25 protein-coding genes are annotated in these 22,691 nt (G+C 63.4%); 14 read left to right on the forward strand and 11 right to left on the reverse strand.

Going from position 1 to position 22,691, the window contains the following annotated elements:
• Positions 1 to 6: 6 nt before the first annotated feature.
• Positions 7 to 432, reverse strand: coding sequence for a hypothetical protein (locus AOT83_RS14015; RefSeq protein ID WP_044105130.1), 426 nt, complete (start codon positions 430 to 432; stop codon positions 7 to 9).
• 136 nt (positions 433 to 568) lie between these two features.
• Here AOT83_RS14015 and AOT83_RS14020 point away from each other — a divergent pair, with 136 nt between their 5' ends.
• Positions 569 to 1,972, forward strand: coding sequence for an amino acid permease (locus AOT83_RS14020; RefSeq protein WP_030096651.1), 1,404 nt, complete (start codon positions 569 to 571; stop codon positions 1,970 to 1,972).
• On the opposite strand, the gene AOT83_RS14025 is transcribed toward AOT83_RS14020, so the two are convergent.
• The 4 genes from AOT83_RS14025 to AOT83_RS14040 form a co-directional block, all read right to left on the reverse strand.
• Entirely contained in the window at positions 1,969 to 2,259 is a 291-nt protein-coding gene (locus tag AOT83_RS14025; protein ID WP_030096652.1) for a DUF1905 domain-containing protein, read from the reverse strand. The genes AOT83_RS14020 and AOT83_RS14025 overlap by 4 nt on opposite strands.
• Before the next feature lie 5 nt (positions 2,260 to 2,264).
• Complete coding sequence (locus AOT83_RS14030; protein WP_030096653.1) at positions 2,265 to 2,750, reverse strand: SRPBCC domain-containing protein; 486 nt, start codon at positions 2,748 to 2,750, stop codon at positions 2,265 to 2,267.
• A gap of 3 nt (positions 2,751 to 2,753) precedes the next feature.
• Positions 2,754 to 3,110, reverse strand: coding sequence for a metalloregulator ArsR/SmtB family transcription factor (locus AOT83_RS14035; protein WP_057964793.1), 357 nt, complete (start codon positions 3,108 to 3,110; stop codon positions 2,754 to 2,756).
• Positions 3,111 to 3,175: 65 nt separating this feature from the next.
• Positions 3,176 to 3,880, reverse strand: coding sequence for a hypothetical protein (locus AOT83_RS14040; RefSeq protein WP_057964792.1), 705 nt, complete (start codon positions 3,878 to 3,880; stop codon positions 3,176 to 3,178).
• Positions 3,881 to 3,966: 86 nt separating this feature from the next.
• Here AOT83_RS14040 and AOT83_RS14045 point away from each other — a divergent pair, with 86 nt between their 5' ends.
• The 6 genes from AOT83_RS14045 (at position 3,967) to AOT83_RS14070 (ending at position 9,197) form a co-directional block, all read left to right on the forward strand.
• Positions 3,967 to 5,601 (forward strand): acyl-CoA dehydrogenase family protein, encoded by a 1,635-nt coding sequence (locus AOT83_RS14045; protein WP_057964791.1) that lies wholly within the window; start codon positions 3,967 to 3,969, stop codon positions 5,599 to 5,601.
• A gap of 21 nt (positions 5,602 to 5,622) precedes the next feature.
• The gene (locus AOT83_RS14050; RefSeq protein ID WP_044105293.1) at positions 5,623 to 6,510 is read left to right on the forward strand and encodes a crotonase/enoyl-CoA hydratase family protein; all 888 of its coding nucleotides are present in this window, start codon (positions 5,623 to 5,625) and stop codon (positions 6,508 to 6,510) included.
• 2 nt (positions 6,511 to 6,512) lie between these two features.
• On the forward strand, positions 6,513 to 7,256 hold the full coding sequence (locus AOT83_RS14055) for a PaaX family transcriptional regulator C-terminal domain-containing protein (protein WP_030096658.1): 744 nt from the start codon (positions 6,513 to 6,515) through the stop codon (positions 7,254 to 7,256).
• Positions 7,253 to 8,020, forward strand: a complete 768-nt coding sequence (locus AOT83_RS14060; RefSeq protein ID WP_030096659.1) for a crotonase/enoyl-CoA hydratase family protein — start codon at positions 7,253 to 7,255, stop codon at positions 8,018 to 8,020. Before AOT83_RS14055 ends, AOT83_RS14060 begins: the two co-directional genes overlap by 4 nt.
• Before the next feature lie 74 nt (positions 8,021 to 8,094).
• Entirely contained in the window at positions 8,095 to 8,658 is a 564-nt protein-coding gene (locus AOT83_RS14065; RefSeq protein WP_030096660.1) for a DUF3558 family protein, read from the forward strand.
• Positions 8,655 to 9,197: a DUF3558 domain-containing protein gene (locus AOT83_RS14070; RefSeq protein ID WP_030096661.1), complete on the forward strand. Its 543-nt coding sequence runs from the start codon at positions 8,655 to 8,657 to the stop codon at positions 9,195 to 9,197. Before AOT83_RS14065 ends, AOT83_RS14070 begins: the two co-directional genes overlap by 4 nt.
• 7 nt (positions 9,198 to 9,204) lie before the next feature.
• Here the strand turns inward: AOT83_RS14070 and AOT83_RS14075 are convergent, their stop codons facing one another.
• Together AOT83_RS14075 and AOT83_RS14080 are read right to left on the reverse strand one after the other, a co-directional pair.
• Positions 9,205 to 9,645, reverse strand: coding sequence for a DUF3060 domain-containing protein (locus tag AOT83_RS14075; protein WP_057964790.1), 441 nt, complete (start codon positions 9,643 to 9,645; stop codon positions 9,205 to 9,207).
• A 38-nt stretch (positions 9,646 to 9,683) separates the two neighbouring features.
• Entirely contained in the window at positions 9,684 to 10,097 is a 414-nt protein-coding gene (locus tag AOT83_RS14080; RefSeq protein WP_057964789.1) for a DUF3060 domain-containing protein, read from the reverse strand.
• Positions 10,098 to 10,274: 177 nt separating this feature from the next.
• Between AOT83_RS14080 and AOT83_RS14085 the strand changes: the two genes are divergently transcribed.
• The 5 genes from AOT83_RS14085 (at position 10,275) to tuf (ending at position 15,496) form a co-directional block, all read left to right on the forward strand.
• Entirely contained in the window at positions 10,275 to 10,883 is a 609-nt protein-coding gene (locus tag AOT83_RS14085; RefSeq protein WP_030096664.1) for a TetR/AcrR family transcriptional regulator, read from the forward strand.
• Positions 10,884 to 11,206: 323 nt separating this feature from the next.
• Complete coding sequence (gene rpsL, locus AOT83_RS14090; protein WP_003929602.1) at positions 11,207 to 11,581, forward strand: 30S ribosomal protein S12; 375 nt, start codon at positions 11,207 to 11,209, stop codon at positions 11,579 to 11,581.
• Positions 11,581 to 12,051 carry a 30S ribosomal protein S7 gene (rpsG, locus tag AOT83_RS14095; RefSeq protein WP_030096665.1) on the forward strand — a complete coding sequence of 157 codons (471 nt, stop codon included), beginning with the start codon at positions 11,581 to 11,583 and terminating at the stop codon, positions 12,049 to 12,051. Before rpsL ends, rpsG begins: the two co-directional genes overlap by 1 nt.
• Before the next feature lie 77 nt (positions 12,052 to 12,128).
• Positions 12,129 to 14,234, forward strand: coding sequence for an elongation factor G (gene fusA / locus AOT83_RS14100; protein ID WP_030096666.1), 2,106 nt, complete (start codon positions 12,129 to 12,131; stop codon positions 14,232 to 14,234).
• 68 nt (positions 14,235 to 14,302) lie between these two features.
• Positions 14,303 to 15,496: an elongation factor Tu gene (tuf, locus tag AOT83_RS14105; protein WP_030096667.1), complete on the forward strand. Its 1,194-nt coding sequence runs from the start codon at positions 14,303 to 14,305 to the stop codon at positions 15,494 to 15,496.
• Positions 15,497 to 15,627: 131 nt separating this feature from the next.
• Here the strand turns inward: tuf and AOT83_RS14110 are convergent, their stop codons facing one another.
• Positions 15,628 to 16,977 (reverse strand): oxygenase MpaB family protein, encoded by a 1,350-nt coding sequence (locus AOT83_RS14110; protein ID WP_030096668.1) that lies wholly within the window; start codon positions 16,975 to 16,977, stop codon positions 15,628 to 15,630.
• Between the two features lie 96 nt (positions 16,978 to 17,073).
• Positions 17,074 to 18,432 (reverse strand): oxygenase MpaB family protein, encoded by a 1,359-nt coding sequence (locus AOT83_RS14115; RefSeq protein ID WP_030096669.1) that lies wholly within the window; start codon positions 18,430 to 18,432, stop codon positions 17,074 to 17,076.
• A 113-nt stretch (positions 18,433 to 18,545) separates the two neighbouring features.
• Here AOT83_RS14115 and AOT83_RS14120 point away from each other — a divergent pair, with 113 nt between their 5' ends.
• Positions 18,546 to 19,346 carry an SHOCT domain-containing protein gene (locus tag AOT83_RS14120; RefSeq protein ID WP_070915400.1) on the forward strand — a complete coding sequence of 267 codons (801 nt, stop codon included), beginning with the start codon at positions 18,546 to 18,548 and terminating at the stop codon, positions 19,344 to 19,346.
• A gap of 159 nt (positions 19,347 to 19,505) precedes the next feature.
• Positions 19,506 to 20,327, forward strand: a complete 822-nt coding sequence (locus AOT83_RS14125; RefSeq protein ID WP_030096671.1) for a mycofactocin-coupled SDR family oxidoreductase — start codon at positions 19,506 to 19,508, stop codon at positions 20,325 to 20,327.
• Between the two features lie 7 nt (positions 20,328 to 20,334).
• Here the strand turns inward: AOT83_RS14125 and AOT83_RS14130 are convergent, their stop codons facing one another.
• Positions 20,335 to 21,216, reverse strand: coding sequence for a universal stress protein (locus AOT83_RS14130; RefSeq protein WP_030096672.1), 882 nt, complete (start codon positions 21,214 to 21,216; stop codon positions 20,335 to 20,337).
• Entirely contained in the window at positions 21,213 to 22,688 is a 1,476-nt protein-coding gene (locus AOT83_RS14135; protein WP_030096673.1) for an amino acid permease, read from the reverse strand. The genes AOT83_RS14130 and AOT83_RS14135 overlap by 4 nt, the downstream gene beginning before the upstream one ends.
• Positions 22,689 to 22,691 lie beyond the last annotated feature (3 nt).

Below are 22,691 nucleotides of genomic sequence, written 5' to 3' on the forward strand. Positions count from 1 at the left end.
CCGGGGTTACACCCCGGGGGCCTTTCCCTTTCGCCTTGCGGCGATCCACGCGCGCCGCAAGGCACTCCCGGCCACGACAACGAGAACCACAGGTGCGATGAGCCATTCGAGGAACGCGTCGATCGCGATGATCGGCCCGGCTGCCGGGCACCGATGGCGGAGCTCCGCGTAGAAGAAGCCCTGCACCGCGGTGAGTGCCGCCAGGCTTATCCAAAAGAACGCCCAGGACCGACTGACCGCGAGCCCCGGGCCGTTCGAATTGCACATGCTGAACGTGGTGATGCCCATCAGGGCAGCCACCATGGTTGCGGTGCTGTAGACGATCCACCAGCGACAAACGTCCAGACCGAGCTGTCCGGCGATGATCACGAACGGAAGTACCGCGGCGAATATCGGCAATGCCACGCGCCCAATGAACTGTGGGTTGAGCATGCCAGAAGCCTATGTACGTAAGAGAAGTCGGCTCAGCGCATAAATACCTAGCCAGTCCACGCAATTCCACGCGAGTTGTGGACGGTGTGTCCGGGTTTCCCGTGCAATAAGTGTCTGCTCACGCAATGATGTTCCGATGACCGTTGCCAATTCCGAATCCGAGACGCCCGACGCCGGTTACTCACGTGGCCTATCCGCACGCACGGTGCAGATGATCGCAATCGGCGGTGCGATCGGCACCGGCCTGTTCTACGGCGCCGGCGGTGCCATCGAGAAGGCCGGTCCGGCGCTCATCTTGGCGTACCTGGTGGCAGGTCTGGCCATCTTCGTGATCATGCGGGCACTCGGTGAACTGCTGGTCTATCGGCCGGTGTCGGGCAGCATCTCCGAGTACGCCGAAGAATTCATGGGGCGTTTCGCCGGATTCGCCAACGGTTGGACGTACTGGGCGGTGTGGGCCACCACCTGTATGGCGGAGATTACCGTCGCCGGGGTCTACATCCAGCGGTGGTGGCCCGGCATTCCGCAGTGGGTCACCGCCCTGGCTGTTCTGCTGATCCTGTTCGCGGCCAACCTGATATCGGTGAAGATCTTCGGCGAGGCCGAGTTCTGGTTCTCGATGATCAAGGTGACGGCGATCGTCGGCATGATCATCATCGGCATCGGTGTGCTGCTTCCCATCGCGGGCCTCGGCCCGGAGTCGGGCCCTGCCGTCGCCAATCTGTGGAACGACGGCGGGTTCTTCCCGACCGGATTCAGCCAGGCGCTCTTGAGCCTGCAGATCGTGGTGTTCGCCTATGTCGGTGTTGAGCTCGTGGGTGTGACGGCGGGGGAGGCCGAGAACCCGAAAGTCACCCTGCGCAAGGCGATTAACACCCTGCCGTTCCGCATCGGGCTCTTCTACGTGGGTGCGCTGATCGTCATCCTGTCGATTCAGGGCTGGCGGAACTACCACAAGGGCGAGAGCCCCTTCGTCGCGGTGTTCGAGTACCTGAACATTCCGCAGGCGGCGAACATCGTGAACTTCATCTTGCTGACGGCCGCCCTGTCCTCGTGCAACTCGGGCATCTACTCCACGGGCCGGATGGTGCGCAGCCTGGCGCAACGTGGCGATGCCCCAGTGGGTCTGCAGTCGCTGAGTTCACGGCACGTCCCGATGTTGGCCATCTGCTTCTCCGCGCTGGCCATGGGCATTGGCGTATTCGTCAACTGGCTGTCACCGGACAAGGCGTTCGCCTACATCACGTCGGTATCGACCATCGGCATCATTTTCGTGTGGGGCTCGATCCTGGTGTCCCACTTGATTTACCGGAAGCGGGTCGCGGCCGGCGAGCTGCCTGCCTCGGATTACCGGCTGCCGGGGGCGCCGGTGACGAACATTTTGGCGCTGGCCTTCCTTGCGCTGGTCGTGGTGCTGCTGTTCTTCACGGAGGATGGCCGTACCGCGATCCTGGTGGGCCTGGTGTGGTTCGCGATCGTGGTGCTCGGGTACTTCGTACACCACGGTGAGCCGGCCCAGCGTGAGAAACAAGACGCCTAAGCGCGGTCGTTATCGAGTCTGACCTCGACGCGCACTGCGTCCCCGGGCCCCTTGCCCAGCTGTTTCTGAATGTCCTTGCGCACCCCGAGCAGGTGCCTGCCGCCATACGGTGCCAGCGATCCTGTGTAGGTCACCGAGCCGTCGAACACGGCGTGCACCGGCACCCTGGCCTTGACTCCGAAGGTGTCGACGGCGGAGAACGGGAACTCGACGTAGGCACCGGGGCCCTCGGGCTGCTCGATCGTCGCCTCGAAGGTGATGGTGCCGGGGTCGCGGTAGTGCACCATGGCGCTTACGAACCGATGAGGTCGTCGATCTGGTTGATCGCCGACGATGCACCTTCGATGACGCCCATGTCCAGTACCTGTTGCAGTGCCTCGGCAGTCTCAAACGTGCTGACGTAGGTCGCCAGTGTGCGGCCGTCCTTTTCGGCGAACGTGTAGAGGTTCGTCGAGACCGGCATGTTGTCAACCGGATTCAGATCTTCGTCGGAGAAGCCATCCCTGAACGCGAAGCTGTTCGGTTCATCGATGGTCGTGAGCTCCCACCAGCCCGCATACCGTGCGCCGTCCGGTCCGGTCATGTAGTAATTCACCCGGCCGCCGGGCGTGAAGTCATGGTCGACGAACGTGGCCGGATAGCTTGGTGGACCCCATACCTTTTCGAGTTGACGCGGGTCGGCATAGATCTGCCAGATCCGGCTGATCGGCGCTTCGAACTCCGCGTCGATGGTGATGGTCAGGGTATCGATATCGTGAGTGACGTTGGTGACGGGCATGATTCAGTCCTTACCTGGTGTCTCGAGCGTCGATGATGGGTATGCGATGAGTTCGTCTATGCGGGCGATCCTGCCGCGCCAGAACTGCTCAAGCTCGGTGAGCATGGTGCCGACCGAGCGAACCGCTTCCACATCGCCGCTGGCCAGCTGTTCGCGGCCGTTGCGCCTTTTTGTCAGCAGCCCGGACTTCTCCAGCACGGCGACGTGCTTTTGCACTGCGGCGAAACTCATGTCGTAGTTCGCCGCAAGCGTCGAGACCGAGTGCTCGCCGGCCAACACTCGCCGCAGGATGTCGCGTCGGGTGCGGTCGGAGAGTGCATGGAACATGGCGTCCGCCCTGTCCTCATCCGAGTCGGTCACTATTCCAATCTACAACCATTTGGTTGTATGTCAAGAGTGTGATGTCGGCGGGGGGGCGACAGGTGTCACGAGAACGGTTGAATTACGTCGTATCGACTGGTGGCCACGGTGTCGATGTTGGTATGGGCTCCAAAGGCTTTGACGCTCTCGAGCATGGCCATCGCGCGTTGGCTCAGCTGCTGTTGATCCGCGGCGCCGTACCAGGCCAGTGGGTCGGTGAGGGCCGCCGCGGGGAACTGCTCGAAGACGATGGCTGAGATCGCGGGTGCGTCGGCCGTCACGGCGCGTACGACCAGGTTCTGTTCATATCCGATGGTCGACTGCAGCTCGAGCGCGTTGTGGGTATGCACGCCCTGCCACTGCTGACGCCAGGTGTCGAAGGGCATGTCGGCGGGCCTGCGCAGCAATGCGATGTTGGTGAAACCCGTTGAGCGCAATCCCGGTTCGGGCGCGGGGGCTGGCAGCGGCACCGACTCCGTCACTAGATATCCGTGTGCATTGGCCGATGCTGCGGCGAGGATTGCCTCGATCTCGCGTATCGCTGGACCATATGACTGCTGAACCCACACGCTGACGGCGGCGGCGAAGGGCGGGTCCAGGGTTACCAGACGCAGGCTCGCGGCACGCACTGCGGCGTCATGCACGCATATGGTCAGGCTATGCGGGCCCGTGGCCCGGATCTTGTCCACAACGTTCGTGCGTAGCTGCTCGGACCACTCATCGGTGGCGGCGTCGGGCGGTTGGCGCAGCACGAAGACGACCTTCTCCACGCCTTTCTTTGTAGCGCACGAGAGGCACACGGAACGGCATGTGAACAGATCTTGTGCGGTTGTCGTAGAAATGTAACACTGGACGCATGGCCGATACGCATGTCGTCACCAATCAGGTCCCCGCCCTGCGCGACTACAACGCCGCGACCAGTCCCGTGCTGATGGAAGCCCTCATTCGCGAAGGTGGTCAGTGGGGTGTCGACGAGGTTGTCGAGGTCGGTGCGCTCAACGGCACCGACCGCATGCAGCGCGCCGGCGAGTTGGCCAACCGGAACCGTCCGGTGCTGCACACCCACGACCGTTGGGGTCATCGCGTCGATGACATCGAGTTCGACCCGGCCTATCACGAGCTCATGCGGGAAGCAGTCGCTCACGGACTGCATGGGGCACCGTGGGCAGACGACCGGCCGGGCGCTCACGTCGTGCGTGCCGCGAAGACCGGCGTATGGACTGCCGATCCAGGCCACATGTGTCCCATCTCGATGACCTACGCAGTGATACCGGCGCTGCGTGCCAATCCCGAGCTGGCGGCCATCTACGAGCCGCTGCTGTCCAGTCGTGTCTACGACCCTGTGCTTTCGGTACCCGCCACCAAGGCAGGGCTGACCGCGGGTATGTCCATGACCGAGAAGCAGGGCGGCTCGGATGTGCGCGCAGGCACCACCACGGCCACGTCGAACGCCGACGGCAGCTATACGTTGGTGGGGCACAAGTGGTTCACCTCGGCGCCGATGTGCGATGTGTTTCTGGTGCTCGCCCAGGCGCCCGGCGGCCTGTCATGTTTCTTCCTGCCGCGGATACTGCCGGATGGCACCCGTAACCGGATGCGGTTGCAGCGCTTGAAGGACAAGCTCGGCAACCATTCCAACGCATCCTCGGAGGTCGAGTACGACGACGCAACGGCATGGCTCGTCGGTGAGGAAGGCAAGGGCGTCAAGACCATCATCGAGATGGTGAACATGACGCGGCTGGACTGCACCCTGGGATCGGCCACCAGCATGCGCGCCGGTGTGGCGCTGGCCATGCACCATGCTCAGCATCGAAAGGCCTTCGGTGAGTACCTCATCGATCAGCCACTCATGCGCAACGTGCTCGCGGACCTCGCCATCGAAGCGGAGGCCGCCACCATGGTCGCGATGCGGATGGCGGGTGCCACGGACCGCGCCACGCGCGGTGACGAGACCGAGTCCCTGTTACGCCGTATCGGCTTGGCCGCCAGCAAGTATTGGGTGTGTAAGCGGGCGACCCCACATGCCGGTGAGGCGATGGAATGTTTGGGTGGCAATGGGTATGTCGAGGATTCAGGACTGCCGCGTCTTTATCGTGAAGCGCCGCTGATGGGAATCTGGGAAGGCTCGGGGAACGTCAGCGCCCTGGACACGTTGCGCGCCATGGCCACCAAGCCCGAGTGCATCGAGGTGCTGTTCAAGGAGCTTGCGCTCGCCCAGGGGCAGGACGAACGGCTGGACCGCCATATCAACGGATTGCATTCGCAGCTCGGTGATCTGGATTCGGTCACCTACCGTGCCCGCAAGGTCGCCGAGGACATCTGCCTCGCGCTGCAGGGGGCGCTGCTGGTCCGCCATGGTCATCCGGCGGTCGCACAGACATTCCTGGCGACCCGGCTTGCCGGTGACTGGGGTGGTGCGTTCGGCACGCTCCCCACCGGACTGGACCTTTCGCCCATTCTGGAGCGGGCGACCGTCAAGTCGGGTAGCTAGCCGGTGGACACACTCAAGACGATGACCTACGAGGTCACCGACCGCGTCGCGCGCATTACCTTCAACCGGCCCGAGCAGGGCAACGCCATCATCGCCGAGACCCCACTGGAACTGGCGGCACTGGTGGAGCGTGCCGACCTGGATCCGCAGGTTCACGTCATCCTCGTGTCGGGCAGGGGAGACGGATTCTGCGGGGGCTTCGACCTCAGTGCCTATGCTGAGGCGAACGATGAAGGCACGGCGCAGTATTCAGGCACCGCACTAGACGGTGAGGTGCAGCTGCGCAACCACCTGCCGAACATCAACTGGGACCCCATGCTCGACTACCAGATGATGAGCCGGTTCACCCGCGGCTTCTCCTCGCTGTTGCACGCCAACAAGCCGACCGTGGTGAAGGTGCATGGGTATTGCGTGGCCGGTGGTACCGACATCGCCTTGCACGCCGACCAGTTGATCGTCGCTGCCGATGCCAAGATCGGGTACCCGCCCACCCGGGTATGGGGTGTGCCGGCCACCGGGCTGTGGGCGCACAAGCTCGGCGATCAGCGGGCGAAACGCCTTATGCTGACCGGAGATTGTCTGTCGGGTAAGCAGGCATACGAGTGGGGTTTGGCGGTCGAGGCGCCGGAGCCCGATGATCTGGACGAGCGCACCGAGCGATTGGTGGCGCGGATCGCCGCGATGCCGTTGAACCAGTTGATGATGGTCAAGCTCGCATGCAACTCGGTGCTCATCAACCAGGGCATTGCCAATAGCGCCATGGTGGGCACCGTCTTCGACGGCATATCCCGGCACACCGCGGAGGCCCACGCGTTCACGTTCGATGCCATGACGAACGGTTACCGGCAAGCGGTCCGGCATCGTGATGAGCCCTTCGGTGATTACGGCCGCAGGCCCACCGATCTGTAGCGATGACTAACCCGGTCGAGCATCACCCGATGACCGCGCGTTCGGTCATCCTGAGCCTGCTGCTGGGCGCACACCCCGCAGAGCTGTCTGTGCGCGAAATACGTTCACTGACAACCTTATTCGGTATCAGTGATACGACGGTAAGGGTGGCGCTGACCCGGATGGTCTCTGCGGGAGATCTTGCGCGAACCGAATCGGGATATCGGCTCGCCGAGCGTCTACAGGCCCGTCAGCTGCGGCAGGACGAGGCCTGCGATCCGCATCGGCGCTCCTGGGACGGAGACTGGACACAGCTGGTTATCACCAGCGTGGGGCGCGATGCGCGTGACCGCAATGACCTGCGAACTACGTTGCGACAAAGCCGTTTCGGAGAGCTGCGCGAGGGAGTGTGGCTGCGTCCGGACAATCTGGACATCGAGCTGCCGCCGTCGGTTACCGACCACGTCTGGGTGTTGCAGACCCGGACCGCGACCCCCGAAGCATTGTCCGCTCAGCTCTGGGATTTGCCCGGGTGGTCGCTCTATGCGACGTCCCTGTTGCGGTGGTGGGATCAGGCCGAGGCAATTCCTGCGCGATTTGTGCTGGCTGCGGCGATGGTGCGGCACCTGCTCGCCGACCCGGTGCTGCCGGATGAGTTGTTGCCGACGGACTGGCCGGCCGACGAAATACGTTCCCGTTATCGGGAGTTCAAGGATGAACTGGTGACACTGCGCGACAATGCCGAGATGGAGGAGGCCTCCCTGTGAGTGAGAATGCTGTTCGCGTAGAGAAGGCAGGACCGGTGACCACGGTCATTCTCAACCGCCCCCACGCTCGTAATGCCGTTGACGGCCCAACCGCCGCGGCGCTGCTCGCGGCGTTCGCCGAGTTTGACGCCGACCCGGAGGCGTCCGTGGCGGTGCTCTGGGGTGATGGCGGAACATTCTGTGCCGGAGCAGATCTCAAGGCCATGGGCACCGACCGTGGAAATGAACTGCACCCGCACGGCCCCGGTCCGATGGGCCCGTCACGGCTGCGGCTGTCCAAGCCGGTGATCGCTGCGATATCGGGGCATGCCGTCGCCGGTGGTATCGAGCTTGCGTTGTGGTGTGACCTTCGGGTGGTCGAGGAGGACGCCGTCCTAGGGGTGTTCTGCAGGCGCTGGGGCGTGCCGCTCATCGACGGCGGGACGATCAGATTGCCGCGGTTGATCGGGCACTCGCGTGCCATGGACCTCATCCTCACCGGGCGTCCCGTCGCCGCACCAGAGGCTCTGGACATCGGCCTGGCCAATCGCGTGGTGCCTCGTGGGCAGGCCCGCGCCGCTGCCGAGGCGTTGGCGGCGGAGATCGCGGCATTCCCCCAGCAATGTGTGCGAGCAGACCGCGATTCGGCGATCGCGCAGTGGGGGATGGCCGAGGATGCGGCATTGGACAACGAGTTCGGCAGCATCGAGCGGGTGGCGGCCGAGGCGCTGGAGGGAGCCGGCCGGTTCGCCGCGGGTGCCGGCCGCCACGGAGCCGGGGTCTGAGCTGTCTGAGCCCGGGGCGGTAGTAGCGCCGACACACTCAGACTTCAGGGAGACCCACGGGATACGGACGTACTGTGGACACCGTGAGTGTGCGGATGGTTCCGGTATCGGCCCTGGTTGTTGCCGCCGTGGTGCTGGCTGGCTGCTCGCCGCGGTCCTCCGGCGGTGACGACGACGGTGGCGGATCTCCCGATGTGCAGGTGACCACGGTTCCCGAGGTGAACAACGGGCCCGGTAAGGGTTTCAAACTCGGCGACTGCGGTGGCATGACTGATGCGGAAGTCACTGCAGCGGTGGGTAATCCAGCACTCAAGCGCGATGTGGACAGCCTGCTTGGCTGCCGGTGGTCCACCGGCCCCGGAACCGGAGATACGTCTTTGTCGCTGTACTGGTATCGGGGCAGCTCGGCACAGAAGGAGGCGTCCGTCGCGCGAAACCTCGGACACACGGTGGAATCGGTGACCACCAAGTCCTATCCCGGTTACCGCGTGAGCAATGTCGGGTTGTGTGAGCTGTCCGCGGGATCCGGGCCCGATTTCCTGCATTGGTCCCTGCAATCGGGAGACGTCAAGAACGACCCGTGCAAGGCCGTCGAGACCCTGATGGACTCACTGCTCAGCAAGGTAGGCAAGCAATGAAAAGGATTGTCGGCGCGCTTGCCGCAGCGGCGCTGCTCCTTGTCGGTCCCACCGGGTGTGCGCGCACTGTCGACGGTTCCGCCGTCGCTCCAGGAGAGTCACTGAACTCCAACGAGCGAGGTGAGAACGACAAGCTGGACCCCTACGGATTCGCTAACGGCCAGTGTGGTCCGCTCGACGAGAAGACGATCGTGGAGACCGTCAAGGCTGCCCAGGTCTACCAGAATTTCTTTGGGGCACTGTGCTATTGGGTCGCAGCCGATGATGCGGGAAATCTCATCGACCTCTTGTACGCCTACTACGAGGGCGGTGACGTCGACCGCGATCGCACGTCTGCCGACGGGATGGGACAGAAGACCGCCGACATTACGATCAACGGCCGCAAGGGGTTCACCAGCACTGGCCCCGGCGGGGGCTGCGGGGTGACGGTTCCGGCCGGTACCGGTTCGTTGACCTGGTGGGTTCAGTACCGCAAGGGCGGCGATAGTTGCACTGCGGCTCGCCAACTGGTCGAACACATCGTGCAGACGGTGTTGTGAGCAGCGGCTAGGAAGCCTTCTGAATGGTGTTGTTGCTTCCGTAGTTGTTGACCTTGGGTTCGCCCGTCTTGTAGGTCAGCTTGTTCCCGTAGCCGGTCACCGTCACTTCGGTTTTCAGCTCGTCGAACGTGACGGTGTTGGAGAAACCCGAGACGGTGACCTTGTCGCAGGCGCCGGTGATGGTGAGGGTGTTGTTGGCGCCCGTGATGTTCAGGCGCTTGCCCTCGTCGCACGCGGCGGTCGTGGTTTGGCCGAAATACCCGATCACCGTCTCATCCCCGATATCGACCTTGGCAGAGGTCGGTGTGGAGGGGCTGGACGAGGCCGAGGTGGACGGGGGAGTCCAGGTGCCGGGCGTCGGATTGCTCGAACCCGGTTTGATGGCACCGCAGCCCGTCAGTCCGAGGGCGACGAGGGCCAGGGCCAGGACCACATGATGGCGGGACATGACATCGATTATCCGGAGTTTTGGATGACGGCAGGGGGTTAGCCGGGAATGCGGTCGATGAAATTCATCATGCCCAGCTCGCGCCCGCGATCGATGACCGCCGGTTCACCGGACTTGTAGAGGACCTTCTGGTTGAAGCCGTAGACAGTGATGTCGTTGACCACGTTGTCGGCGATGATCGTGTTGGAGGACCCCTGCACCGAGATGGCGTAGCAGCTGCCGAGAGCGGTGATGACGTTCTGCGACCCGTTCACAAAGACGGTCGAATCGCTGCAATCGATAGTGGTCACGAGCCCGTACTGGGTGATGTGGGTGTCGCCGTTCTTCACCAGGCGAATGTTGTCTGCGAGGTCCGAACGGCCCGCCGGCGAGCTCGCCAACGCGGCGATGCCGACGGTCACCAGGGCGGCGACGAGTGCTCGCTGCCCCACGGAAACTAGAACGTGTGTCATTTCAGCGTCCAGGTCACTCGATGAGAATAAGCCACCGGGCGCCACGACAGACTCGATGGGCTGACAAACGCAAAGGTGACGGTGGGGGAGATAGGGTCATAGCAGGCCATCTGCTCCACAAGGCCGCACCAAAGAGCACTGCACTAGAACGACTCACCCCCAGAAGGTGGACCACACGTGACGACCGAGCCCGCAACCGCGCACCGCAGAAACCCTGCGCGGGCAACACGGCTCAACCGCGACACGGTCATCAACGCCGCGTTGTCCTTCTTGGATCGGGCCGGCTGGGATGCGTTGACGATCAATGCGTTGGCCGTCGAGCTCGGCACGAAGGGGCCCTCGCTCTATAACCACGTGGACAGCCTTGATGATCTGCGCCATGAGGTGCGTGACCGGGTGCTGGCCGAGATCGTGGGCATGCTGCACACCGTGAGCTCGGGGCGCACCAGCGAGGACGCGATCCTGGCGATGGCTGGCGCGTACCGCAGTTACGCACACCACCACCCCGGTAGATATGCGGCGCTGACCCGGATGCCGTTCCTGGATGCCGTGAACCGTCCGACCATCGACGCACGCGAGCTGGCCAAGCCGGCGACCGAAGCCATCGGCGTCTACGGACTCAACGAGGACACCGCTTTCCATGCGGGTGTCGAGCTGTGGGCCGCGATGCACGGCTTCGTCATGTTGGAGATGACGGGCTTCATGGCGGGCATCGAGATGGATCCCGATATCGCGTTTACGGAGATGGTGCACCGCTTCGCGTCGGGTCTTGCCGAGCGCAAGTAGGCAAGTTGCCCGCGCGTCGGTGAGTTGTCGATGACCTGCGCTTTGTCGCTGGTAGGCGAGTTTGTCTCACCGTGATCAGCCCTGGTATGGTAGGGCGCTGTGCCTGGCCGATGGCCACCACTGGGTTACCCAGCGGGGGTCAGATAGGGCGCCAGGTCAATTCGCATGCCCAGAGGGTGAAGGAGTTTTTCTTCGCGGCCGCGGTGCGTGCGACACGCCCGGCCTCGGGATACCGATACGGGCGAAAACCGCAGGACAACAGGGCCTTCATATGGGCTCGCAGTGCTAGAGCCCAGTAGTAGCTAGAGACAGAAAGCCGGTACATGCCAACCATCAACCAGCTGGTCCGTAAGGGTCGCCGGGACAAGATCGCCAAGGTGAAGACCGCGGCCCTTAAGGGCAGCCCGCAGCGCCGTGGCGTGTGCACCCGCGTCTACACCACCACCCCGAAGAAGCCGAACTCGGCGCTGCGGAAGGTGGCCCGTGTGCGGCTGACCAGCGCGGTGGAGGTCACCGCTTACATCCCGGGTGAGGGCCACAACCTGCAGGAGCACTCGATGGTGCTCGTGCGTGGTGGTCGTGTGAAGGACCTCCCCGGTGTGCGCTACAAGATCATCCGCGGCTCGCTGGACACCCAGGGAGTCAAGAACCGCAAGCAGGCTCGCAGCCGCTACGGCGCCAAGAAGGAGAAGAGCTAATGCCGCGTAAGGGCCCCGCGCCGTCGCGCCCCCTGGTCAACGACCCGGTTTACAGTTCGCAGCTGGTTACCCAGCTGGTCAACAAGGTGCTGCTCGATGGCAAGAAGTCCATCGCCGAGCGCATCGTTTACGGCGCCCTGGAGCAGGCCCGGGACAAGACCGGCACCGATCCGGTCGTCACCCTCAAGCGCGCCATGGACAACGTGAAGCCCGCCCTCGAGGTGCGCAGCCGCCGCGTCGGTGGTGCCACCTACCAGGTGCCGGTCGAGGTGCGTCCCGATCGCTCCACCACCCTGGCCCTGCGCTGGCTGGTGAGCTTCTCGCGCGCTCGTCGTGAGAAGACCATGGTCGAGCGGCTTGCCAATGAGATCCTGGACGCCAGCAATGGCCTGGGCGCATCGGTGAAGCGCCGCGAGGATGTCCACAAGATGGCCGAGGCCAACCGGGCGTTCGCGCACTACCGCTGGTGATCTGACGGGCCTCACTTCACGGCGAGGCCCGCCCAGTTCGTCCATCCCCAATTCGAAGCGAAAGAGCGGAAACTTCTGTGGCACAGGAAGTGCTGACCGACCTGAACAAGGTCCGCAACTTCGGCATCATGGCCCACATCGATGCCGGCAAGACCACCACGACCGAACGCATCCTCTTCTACACCGGTATCACGTACAAGATCGGTGAGGTCCACGACGGCGCAGCCACCATGGACTGGATGGAGCAGGAGCAGGAGCGCGGCATCACCATCACGTCCGCCGCGACGACCGCGTACTGGAAAGAAAACCAGCTCAACATCATCGACACCCCCGGACACGTCGACTTCACTGTCGAGGTCGAGCGCAACCTGCGTGTCTTGGACGGAGCCGTGGCGGTCTTCGATGGCAAGGAAGGCGTGGAGCCGCAGTCCGAGCAGGTGTGGCGTCAGGCCGACCGCTACGACGTTCCGCGCATCTGTTTCGTGAACAAGATGGACAAGCTGGGCGCCGACTTCTACTTCACCGTGAAGACCATCGAGGATCGTCTCGGTGCGCGCGCGCTGCCCATCCAGCTGCCGATCGGTGCCGAGAACGACTTCGAAGGCATCATCGACCTGGTCGAGATGAACGCCAAGGTGTGGCGTGGCGAGACCAAGATGGGCGAGAGCTACGAGACCGTAGAGATCCCCGCCGAGCTCAAGGACAAGGCCGACGAGTACCGCGCAGCGCTGCTCGAGGCCGTTGCCGAGACCGATGAAGAGCTGCTGGAGAAGTACCTGGGCGGCGAAGAGCTGACCATCGACGAGATCAAGGCTGCGATCCGCAAGCTGACCATCACGTCCGAGGCCTACCCGGTGCTGTGCGGCAGCGCGTTCAAGAACAAGGGCGTACAGCCCATGCTCGACGCGGTCATCGATTACCTGCCGTCGCCGCTGGACGTCGGTGCCACCACCGGTCATGTCCCGGGCAAGGAAGAAGAGCTCATTACGCGTGAGCCCAACACCTCCGAGCCGTTCAGTGCGCTGGCGTTCAAGGTGGCCACCCACCCGTTCTTCGGCAAGCTGATCTACATCCGTGTGTACTCGGGCAAGGTCGACTCCGGTGCTCAGGTGGTCAACTCCACCAAGGGCAAGAAGGAGCGTCTGGGCAAGCTGTTCCAGATGCACTCCAACAAGGAGAACCCGGTCGAGTCCGCCGCCGCGGGCCACATCTACGCGGTCATCGGTCTCAAGGACACCACCACCGGTGACACCCTGTGCGATCCGAACAACCAGATCGTGCTGGAGTCGATGACCTTCCCGGATCCGGTTATCCAGGTGGCCATCGAGCCGAAGACCAAGAGCGACCAGGAGAAGCTGGGCACTGCGATCCAGAAGCTGGCCGAAGAGGATCCGACCTTCAAGGTCAAGCTGGACCAGGAGACCGGTCAGACGATCATCGGTGGCATGGGCGAGCTCCACTTGGACATCCTGGTGGACCGCATGCGCCGCGAGTTCAAGGTCGAGGCCAACGTCGGTAAGCCGCAGGTGGCCTACCGCGAGACGATCCGCAAGACGGTCGAGAACGTCGAATTCACCCACAAGAAGCAGACGGGTGGATCGGGCCAGTTCGCGAAGGTGATCATCAGCCTCGAGCCGCTGGTGGATGCCGAGGACGGCGCCACTTACGAGTTCTCGAACAAGGTCACCGGTGGACGCGTTCCGCGCGAGTACATCCCGTCGGTGGATGCCGGTGCACAGGACGCCATGCAGTACGGCATCCTGGCCGGCTACCCGCTGGTGAACATCAAGGTCACCCTGCTCGACGGTGCGTACCACGACGTTGACTCGTCGGAAATGGCGTTCAAGATCGCTGGTTCGCAGGCTCTGAAGAAGGCCGCCCAGTCGGCCCAGCCGGTCATCCTCGAGCCGATCATGGCTGTCGAGGTCACCACCCCCGAGGACTACATGGGTGATGTGATCGGCGACCTGAACTCCCGCCGTGGCCAGATCCAGGCTATGGAGGAGCGCAGCGGTGCTCGTGTCGTCAAGGCACAGGTTCCGCTGTCGGAGATGTTCGGCTACGTCGGCGACCTTCGGTCGAAGACCCAGGGCCGGGCTAACTACTCCATGGTGTTTGACTCGTACGCCGAAGTTCCGGCGAACGTGTCGAAGGAGATCATCGCGAAGGCAACGGGCGAATAGTCCGCCGGAGCACCGCGCCCCTGGCGCAACACTGTAAGTAACAACAACAAGAGTCCAGGAGGACACAAGTGGCGAAGGCGAAGTTCGAGCGGACGAAGCCGCACGTCAACATCGGGACCATCGGTCACGTTGACCACGGCAAGACCACTCTCACTGCAGCTATCACCAAGGTGCTGCATGACAAGTACCCCGATTTGAACGAGGCGTCGGCCTTCGACCAGATCGACAACGCTCCCGAAGAGAAGGCTCGTGGTATCACGATCAACATCTCGCACGTGGAGTACCAGACCGAGAAGCGTCACTACGCACACGTTGACGCCCCCGGTCACGCTGACTACATCAAGAACATGATCACCGGTGCCGCCCAGATGGACGGCGCGATCCTGGTGGTCGCCGCGACGGACGGCCCCATGCCGCAGACTCGCGAGCACGTGCTGCTCGCTCGTCAGGTCGGTGTGCCCTACATCCTGGTCGCGCTGAACAAGTCCGACATGGTGGACGACGAGGAGCTCCTCGAGCTCGTCGAGATGGAAGTTCGTGAGCTGCTGAGCAGCCAGGACTTCGACGGCGACAACGCTCCCGTGGTGCGTGTCTCGGCGCTGAAGGCGCTCGAGGGCGACGCCGAGTGGGGCAAGACCGTTGCCGATCTGATGGACGCGGTTGACGAGTCGATCCCGGACCCGGTCCGCGAGACCGACAAGCCGTTCCTGATGCCCGTCGAGGACGTGTTCACCATCACCGGTCGTGGCACCGTGGTGACCGGTCGTGTCGAGCGTGGCGTGATCAACGTGAACGAGGACGTCGAGATCGTCGGCATCAAGGACACCACCACCAAGACGACCGTCACCGGTGTTGAGATGTTCCGCAAGCTGCTCGATCAGGGCCAGGCTGGCGACAACGTCGGTCTGCTGGTCCGTGGTGTGAAGCGTGAGGACGTCGAGCGTGGCCAGGTTGTGGTCAAGCCCGGCACCACCACCCCGCACACCGAGTTCGAGGGCAGCGTCTACATCCTGTCCAAGGACGAGGGCGGCCGCCACACGCCGTTCTTCAACAACTACCGTCCGCAGTTCTACTTCCGTACCACTGACGTGACCGGTGTTGTGACGCTGCCCGAGGGCACCGAGATGGTGATGCCCGGTGACAACACCGACATCTCCGTCAAGCTGATCCAGCCGGTGGCTATGGACGAGGGTCTGCGTTTCGCCATCCGTGAGGGCGGTCGTACCGTCGGCGCGGGTCGCGTTACCAAGATCCTCAAGTGATCTAAAGACGCCAAGAAAACGGCGCTCACCCTTCGGGGTGGGCGCCGTTTTCGTATTCTGTTCGGCGAGTGGGAATCTGGCGAGGGGTTTGGCCTGATTTACCTCGTGAGATTCCCGCTCGGCGGAATTAGTCAGCGGGCGAAGGCGTGCCCGGACGTGTTGTTGTCGTGCATCGTGTACGTCGAGGCCACCTTGGCGCGTTTCTCGATCAGCTCCGAGAAAAGGTTGTTCACCGCACTGGGATTGGGATTGAACGCGTCCAACTGCCGGCGCATCAGGCCGATTCCGGGCAGCCGATCGAAAACCGCGGATGCGTTGGCATTGACCGTGGCCGCCGTGCTGAACAGCCAGCCCGACAAGCGGTGGTTGATCCCTTCGAAGGTTGTGCCCTGGAAGAATTCGTCCATGGCCGCCGGTCCCATCAGCATGCTGCCGGGGCCCGCGAGCACTTCAGCGAAGATGCGCCGGACGGGTCCGGTCCGCGCTCCGGATATGCCGGTGGCCAGCGCCTCGATCAGCTCGACGCGCCAACGCGAGGCATCTCCGGAACGGGCCAGCAGGTAATCCAGATTGCGCATGGCGTCGATGCCGGTGCGTGGCAGCAGGTCTTCGGTGACGCCGAACATCAGCGCCCATCGCAGCAGGTAATGCCATACGTCATCGATTTCCCTTAGCGTGCAAGATCTTCCGAGTCGGTAGTCGACAAGGAGCGCTCCGAGCATTGCCTCGATGAATCCGCACATGGACGCGTTGGAGATGGGAGCGCCGTATTCGGCGAAGTTGTCCTCGCCCCAGGCGCTGCGCAGGCCCCGCCGCGCCAGTGCGTGCACCAGACGAACGCGCATCGTCAGCTTGATCTGTTCGGAGCCGGGTACCAACCCGTCACGGTCGAAGATCATGGAGAAGAACCGATTCGTCTCTGCCAGCCGTTGGGCGCTCTGATAACGGAACCGGCCGGTGGCACCGGTGGCTGCCGACACATCGGAGTTCATGACGGTGTCGAATACCGCGAAGGTCGCCATGACCGCGGTGGTTGCGGTGGTCACCTGGCGCGCCCGCAGCCGGCCCCGTTCCGCCTTGGCTGGATCCCACCATGGTGGCACGCGGTAGGCATCCGCGAACAGTGCACGCAGCGCCTCGGGAGGATCATCCAGGCTGTCGACGCCATGCTCGACGGCCTGTTCGAACAGTGCTCGGGCCCGAGCGGACCCGAGCTCGTGAAACAGCTCGGCGACGGCGTCCATCGGCTCGTCGCCCTGCCACATGTGATCGTCGAACAGGCGGGTCGCCGGGGTGGGGGTCACCTCGTCCTCGACGTCGAACCAGGGATCGAACAAATAGTGTCGGCAGTGGCGCCAGATCCACCCGAATTCGTTCTTGCCCTCGGGGATTGGGCGTAGATCCATGCCCGGCCGGAAGTAGTAGTCGAACGGGTGCGGATCGCCAGACAGTGGTTTGTCGACCACGGTGAGTTCGGGCATCCGGGCGCCTCCTGGTTGTTGACGTCGACATCATTGACAACGCGCATTGTCAATATTAGGCCGCGCGGGGAGAGCTCACAAGAGCGGACATCGCGGCTAGCTGGCGAAGGCGTGCCCGGAAGTGTTGGTGTCGTGCATCGTGTAGGTGGAGCTGACCTTGTGGAGCTTCTCGAGAACGTCGAAGACCGGGTTGATGAGAAGGCTGGGGTTCGGTATCAGCCTTCCGTACGTGACACGGCGGACCCAGTTGATTCCTGGTACCCGATCGCGGATGGCGGCGGTATGTCCGCCGGCTGTTGCGACGGCTTTGACGATCGTGCCCGGGAGTCGATGGGGTATCCGTTCGAACTGGGTGTCGCGTAGGAATTCGTCCATCGCTTGCGGCCCCATGAGAACCGAACCAGGACCGCCAATGACGGTCGAATACAGCAGGTCGCCTATTCGGTTCTGGAACCCGCCGGTAGTCAGCGAGGACAGGACTTCCACAAGTTCCACTCGCCATTTCGATGCTTCGCCGGATCGTGCCAGCAGGTAGTCGAGGTTGTGCATCGCCTCGATGCCAGACTTGGGGCACAACGTCTCTGTCACGCCGAATAACAACGCCCATCGAGACATGTAGTGCCACACATCATCGATCTCCTTGAGTGTGCACGGTCGGCCGAATCGTTGGTCGAGCACCAATCCACCCAGTGCCCCGGCCTCGATGAATCCGCACATTGACGAGTTGGGAATCGGCGCACCAAATCTCGCATAGTTATCTGGACCCCATGCGGATCGAAGACCCTTGCGGGCCAACGAATGTACAAGCCGCACGCGTAGGGTCAGCTTCATCTGTGGTGACCCGGGCCGCATGGCATCCCGATCGAACAGGGTGGCGAAGAACCTGCCGGTCTCGATCTGTCGTTGCGGACCCTGGTCGCGGAATCTTCCGGTGGCGCCTGTCGATGTCGAAACATCGGAGTTCATGACGGTGTCGAATACACCGAATGTGGCCATGATGAGGAAGGTGGGGACGGTGGTCCGATACAGCCGTTGTCGTCCGCGTTCCGCCTTGGCGGGGTCCCACCATTCGGGCACTCGGTATGCGTCCTCCAGAAGGGCGCGCAGTTCGTCCGGCGGGTCGTCCAGGGAATCAATGCCATCGGTGATGGCCTGCTCGAACAGGGGGCGTGCGCGTGCCGAGCCCATCCGTTCGAACATGGCCACCACGGCATCCATCAGCTCGTCGCCCTGCCACATGTGATCGTCGAACAGGCGAGTCAGTGGCGTGGGGGTGACATCGTCTTCGACGTCGAACCAGTTGTCGAACAGCACGTGTCGGCAGTGACGCCAGATCCAGCCGAACTCGTTCTTGCCCTCGGGAATTGGGCGTAGATCCATGCCCGGCCTGTGGTAGTAGTCGTACGGATGGGGATCGCGGGCCGACGGGCTGTCGACGGCGGTGAGCTTGGGCATGGTGAATGCCTCCTATCCAGCAATGTCGGCATCGTTGACAACATGTATTGCCAATATTAGAGGCTGGCTGGATCCCGCACAAGATGCCGCGCAGGTGGAGGATGATGAGCGCCATGAACGTGGTCGGACGCTTTCTGAAAATCCTGGCCTTCTCGTTGATCTGCGGGATCGTCGGGCCGATATTCATCGTGATGTATTACGTGATCGACCAACCCGCGACGAGTTGGATGCTGTACAGCGGCGTCGGTATCACCATCGGGATCGTGGTGTTGGCGTTCGTGCTGACATTGGTCTTCACTCGAACCGATGAGGCTCGTAAGCTGTTGGAGGCCAACGGTATTCTCGCGCTTGCCGACGTAATTGCGGCCAATGAGACCGGCATGAGGGTGAACGATCAGCCGGTCATCAAGCTGACGCTTCAGGTGCACGGGGACGGGATCAGCCCGTTCCGCGCCGAGACGAGGACCCGGGTGTCGGTGCTGCAGGTGCCTGCCCTCTCGCGCGGCAAGCTCGTTGTGCTCGTCGCGCCCGGCACCGAGCAGTTTCAGATCGATTGGCAGCGCACCGCGTTACTCAGCGGTCAGGTACCGGCCAAATTCACCAGCTCGTCGCAGGGTCGCGAGTATGACCTGACCGGCCAGGCCGGCCCACTCTTCGAGATCATGAAGGTTCTCAAGGCCAACGGCATTGGCACCGATGGAGTGGTGGACATCCGTTCTAATCCGGTTGTCCGCCAACAGATTGACGCCATTCTACGCAAGACGGAGGGAGCTGAGCGGGCCTCGTCGGCCGACCCTGGCCCCGGTGGCTCCGTATCCGACCGGCTTGCCGAGCTCGATCGGTTGAAGCTGGCATCACTGGTGTCCGAAGCGGAATACAACACCAAACGTGCGGAGATCCTCGGCGATCTCTAGGCCGATGGCGCGGCCCAGGGGATGATGGCGCGCACCTCGATCGCCTTGCGGTGGTTCACGCTTCCTGATGACAGTGTTCATTTGTCCGCTGAGCGGTCCTGAATCTGGAACACGTTCTAGTGCTGCTGCTAGCCTGGCTTCAAGTGCAAAGGAGCAGACATGGCGGATCAGCCCTTGGCTGGAAAAGTGGCCTTCGTAACCGGTGCGGCTCGTGGGCAGGGACGGCAGCACGCCGTCCGGCTGGCCCAGGCGGGCGCGGACATCGTTGCGATCGACGTGTGTGCCCCCGTGTCGGAGTATGCGGGGTACGAGGCTGCGACACCGGAAGATCTCAAGGAAACGGTGCGGCTCGTGGAGGCTGCCGGGCGCACGATCATCGCCGAGCAGGCCGATGTCCGCAACGGTGCGGCACTGCAGAGTGTGGTCGAGGAGGCCGTTGCCCAGTTCGGGCACATTGACATCCTCATCGCCAATGCTGGAGTGCTCAGCTGGGGCAGGTTGTGGGAGATGCCCGACCAGCAGTGGGAAGACGTCATCGACACCAACCTCACCGGCACGTGGAAGACCGTGAAAGCCGTTGTGCCGACAATGATCAAGGCCGGAAACGGCGGTTCGATCGTGATCGTCAGCTCGGTGTCCGGGCTCAAGGGCACTCCGGGTAACGGCGCCTATGTCGCCTCGAAGTTCGGCCTGACCGGACTCACCAAGTCGTTGACGATCGAACTGGCCGAGTACGGCATCCGGGTCAACTCGATCCATCCGTACGGGGTGACCACGCCGATGATCACCGGCGACGCCATGATGAAGTTACTGGCCGAACATCCCAATTATCTGCCGAGTATTGCGCCGATGCCGTTGTCGCCCACCAAGATGCTCGAGCCCGATGAGATCTCCGATGTGGTGGTGTGGCTGGCGGGCGACGCCTCCGGCACGTTGGCCGGTGCTCAGGTGCCCGTCGACAAGGGACACCTGACCTACTGAGACAGCTCTAGCCCGGCATCACCACGACGGGAACCGGGCTGTGCCTGACGATCTTGGTTGCGCGGGACCCCAGGAAGACGCGGGCAACCGTGCTGTGGGGGCGGCTGCCGAGTACCAATAGCTCGCCGTCGAGCCACTCGGCGTTGTCCAAGGCGTCGTCCCAGCTGTCGCCGGTGACGACCTTGAGCTCGACCTCGGATTCGATCACTCCGTCCTGACGCAGTCCGGCCAGCGCCTCTTCGGACTGGGCGACCCAGCTGGCGAGCACCGCGTCCTCGGCCTCGGGGCCCACCCCGGCCGTCAGCATGGTGCGGCCGCGTACGGCGAAGGTGACCACGCGAAGCGGCGCGTGCAGACGTTGTGTCAGCCGAACCGCTTGGTGTACAACGTCAACCGCATCCTCTGTGCCCGGGTATCCACAGGTGACCCGGCTGACCGTGCCGGCCTTCGAACCGCGGTAACCGCGGGGGCTGATGGCCAGGGGCACGGGGGAGGAGTGCAACAGCCGGTCCCCGGTCGAGCCCAGCACCACTTGCCCGAGGCTTCCTTCCGAGGCGGAGCCCACGACGAGTACATCCGCGTCAGAGGCCTCCACCGCTTCCAGCAGCCCGCCGGACACCGAGCGGTGAGCCACGTTGTGGAATGTGACATCGATTCCGGCGCTGATCTTTTCGAGGTACGCGGCGGCCTCGGACTTCGAATCGTCAGAGAGCTTCTGAGCCCATTGCGCGTACTCGGCGTCAATTTTGGCTTTCGACAGTGTGGTCCACGGCTTCGGTACCACAGTGGTGACCGTCAGCGAGGTCTCCAGAACGCGGGCAGATTCGACAGCCAGGTGCAGGGCGCCCTTGCCGCCCTTACCCGAGAGATATCCGACGACGACGGTCATACCGGTTCCTTCTCGGGCAGTTCGGCTGGGTCGTTGGGTGCGTCGTTCAGGGCGCTGTGGTGCCGTCCCCACGCCAGATAGAACACCAGCACTACGGCAACCCAGGACCCGAACGCGATCCAGGTGACCCAGGGCAGGCTGAACAGGATGTAGCCGCAGGCGATCACGGACAGAACCGGAGTGACCGGGTAGCCGGGAACACGGAAGGCGCGCGGCAGCTCAGGCTCTCGGACCCGCAGGATGATGACACCGATCGACACCACGATGAACGCGGTGAGGGTGCCGATCGACACCATGTTCGCGAGGCTGTTCAGCGGTACGAAGGCGGCCATGAGGCCCACGACGATCGCGACGATGATCGTGTTGTTCACCGGTGTCAACGTGCGGGGATTGACCTGTGCGAAGACCGAGGGCAGCAGGCCGTCGCGGCCGATGGCGAACAGGATGCGGGTCTGGCCGTACATCGAGACCAGGGTGATCGAGAAGATCGAAATGACTGCGCCGACCGCGAGGAATGTACTGGCAGAGGTACTTCCGGTGACCTTGTCCAGAATCAGGGCCAGGCCAGCGGACTGTCCCTCGAACTCCCGCCACGGCTGTGCGCCGAGTGCGGCAAGGGCGACCACGAGGTAGAAGGCGGTGACGATGAGGAGTGCGGCGATGAGCGCGCGCGGCATCGTGCGTTGCGGGTCCTTCACTTCCTCGCCGGCGGTGGACACCGTGTCCAACCCGACATAGGTGAAGAAGATCGTTCCGGCCGCGGCGCCGATGCCGCTGACGCCGAACGGCGCGAAGTCGGAGAAGTTACCCGCCTGAAACGCGGTGAACGCGATGATCGCGAAGACCGTCAGAACGGCGAGTTTGAGCAGCACCATGACCGTGTTCACGAGTGCGGACTCGCTGGTTCCACGGATGAGCAGGATCGCGCACATGACAATCAGGACCACGGCCGGCAGGTTGAGCCAGGCATGCGGCACTCCCGGATCGACGTTGTCCCAGGGGGCGGCGCTGATCGCGTGCGGCAGATGCGATCCGAAGACATTGACCAGAAGCTTGTCGAGGTACTGGCTCCAGCCCACCGCGACCGCGGCCGCTGATACGCCGTACTCCAGCAGCAGACAGGCGGCCACCACCATCGCTGCCAGCTCGCCCAGCGTGGTGTACGCGTAGGAGAACGAGGAACCCGATACCGGTACCGCGGAGGCCAACTCGGCATAACAGAGCGCTGCCAGTCCTGCGGCGAGACCAGCGACCAGGAACGAGGCCATCACCGCGGGGCCTGCCTTGGGCACGGATTCGGCCAAGATGAAGAAGATTCCGGTGCCCACCGTGGCGCCGACGCCGATCATGGTGAGTTGGAATGTCCCCATCGATTGCCTCAGATGCCCGCCGGCGCCGTGGGCAGTGGGGGCCCCCGACGTGGGACGGCGCCGCAGCAGCTGCTGGGCAAGGCTGGGTGACGAGGGTGCCATTGT

The organism is Mycobacteroides sp. H001 (assembly GCF_001440005.1).
Taxonomy (GTDB): Bacteria; Actinomycetota; Actinomycetes; order Mycobacteriales; family Mycobacteriaceae; genus Mycobacterium; species Mycobacterium gwanakae.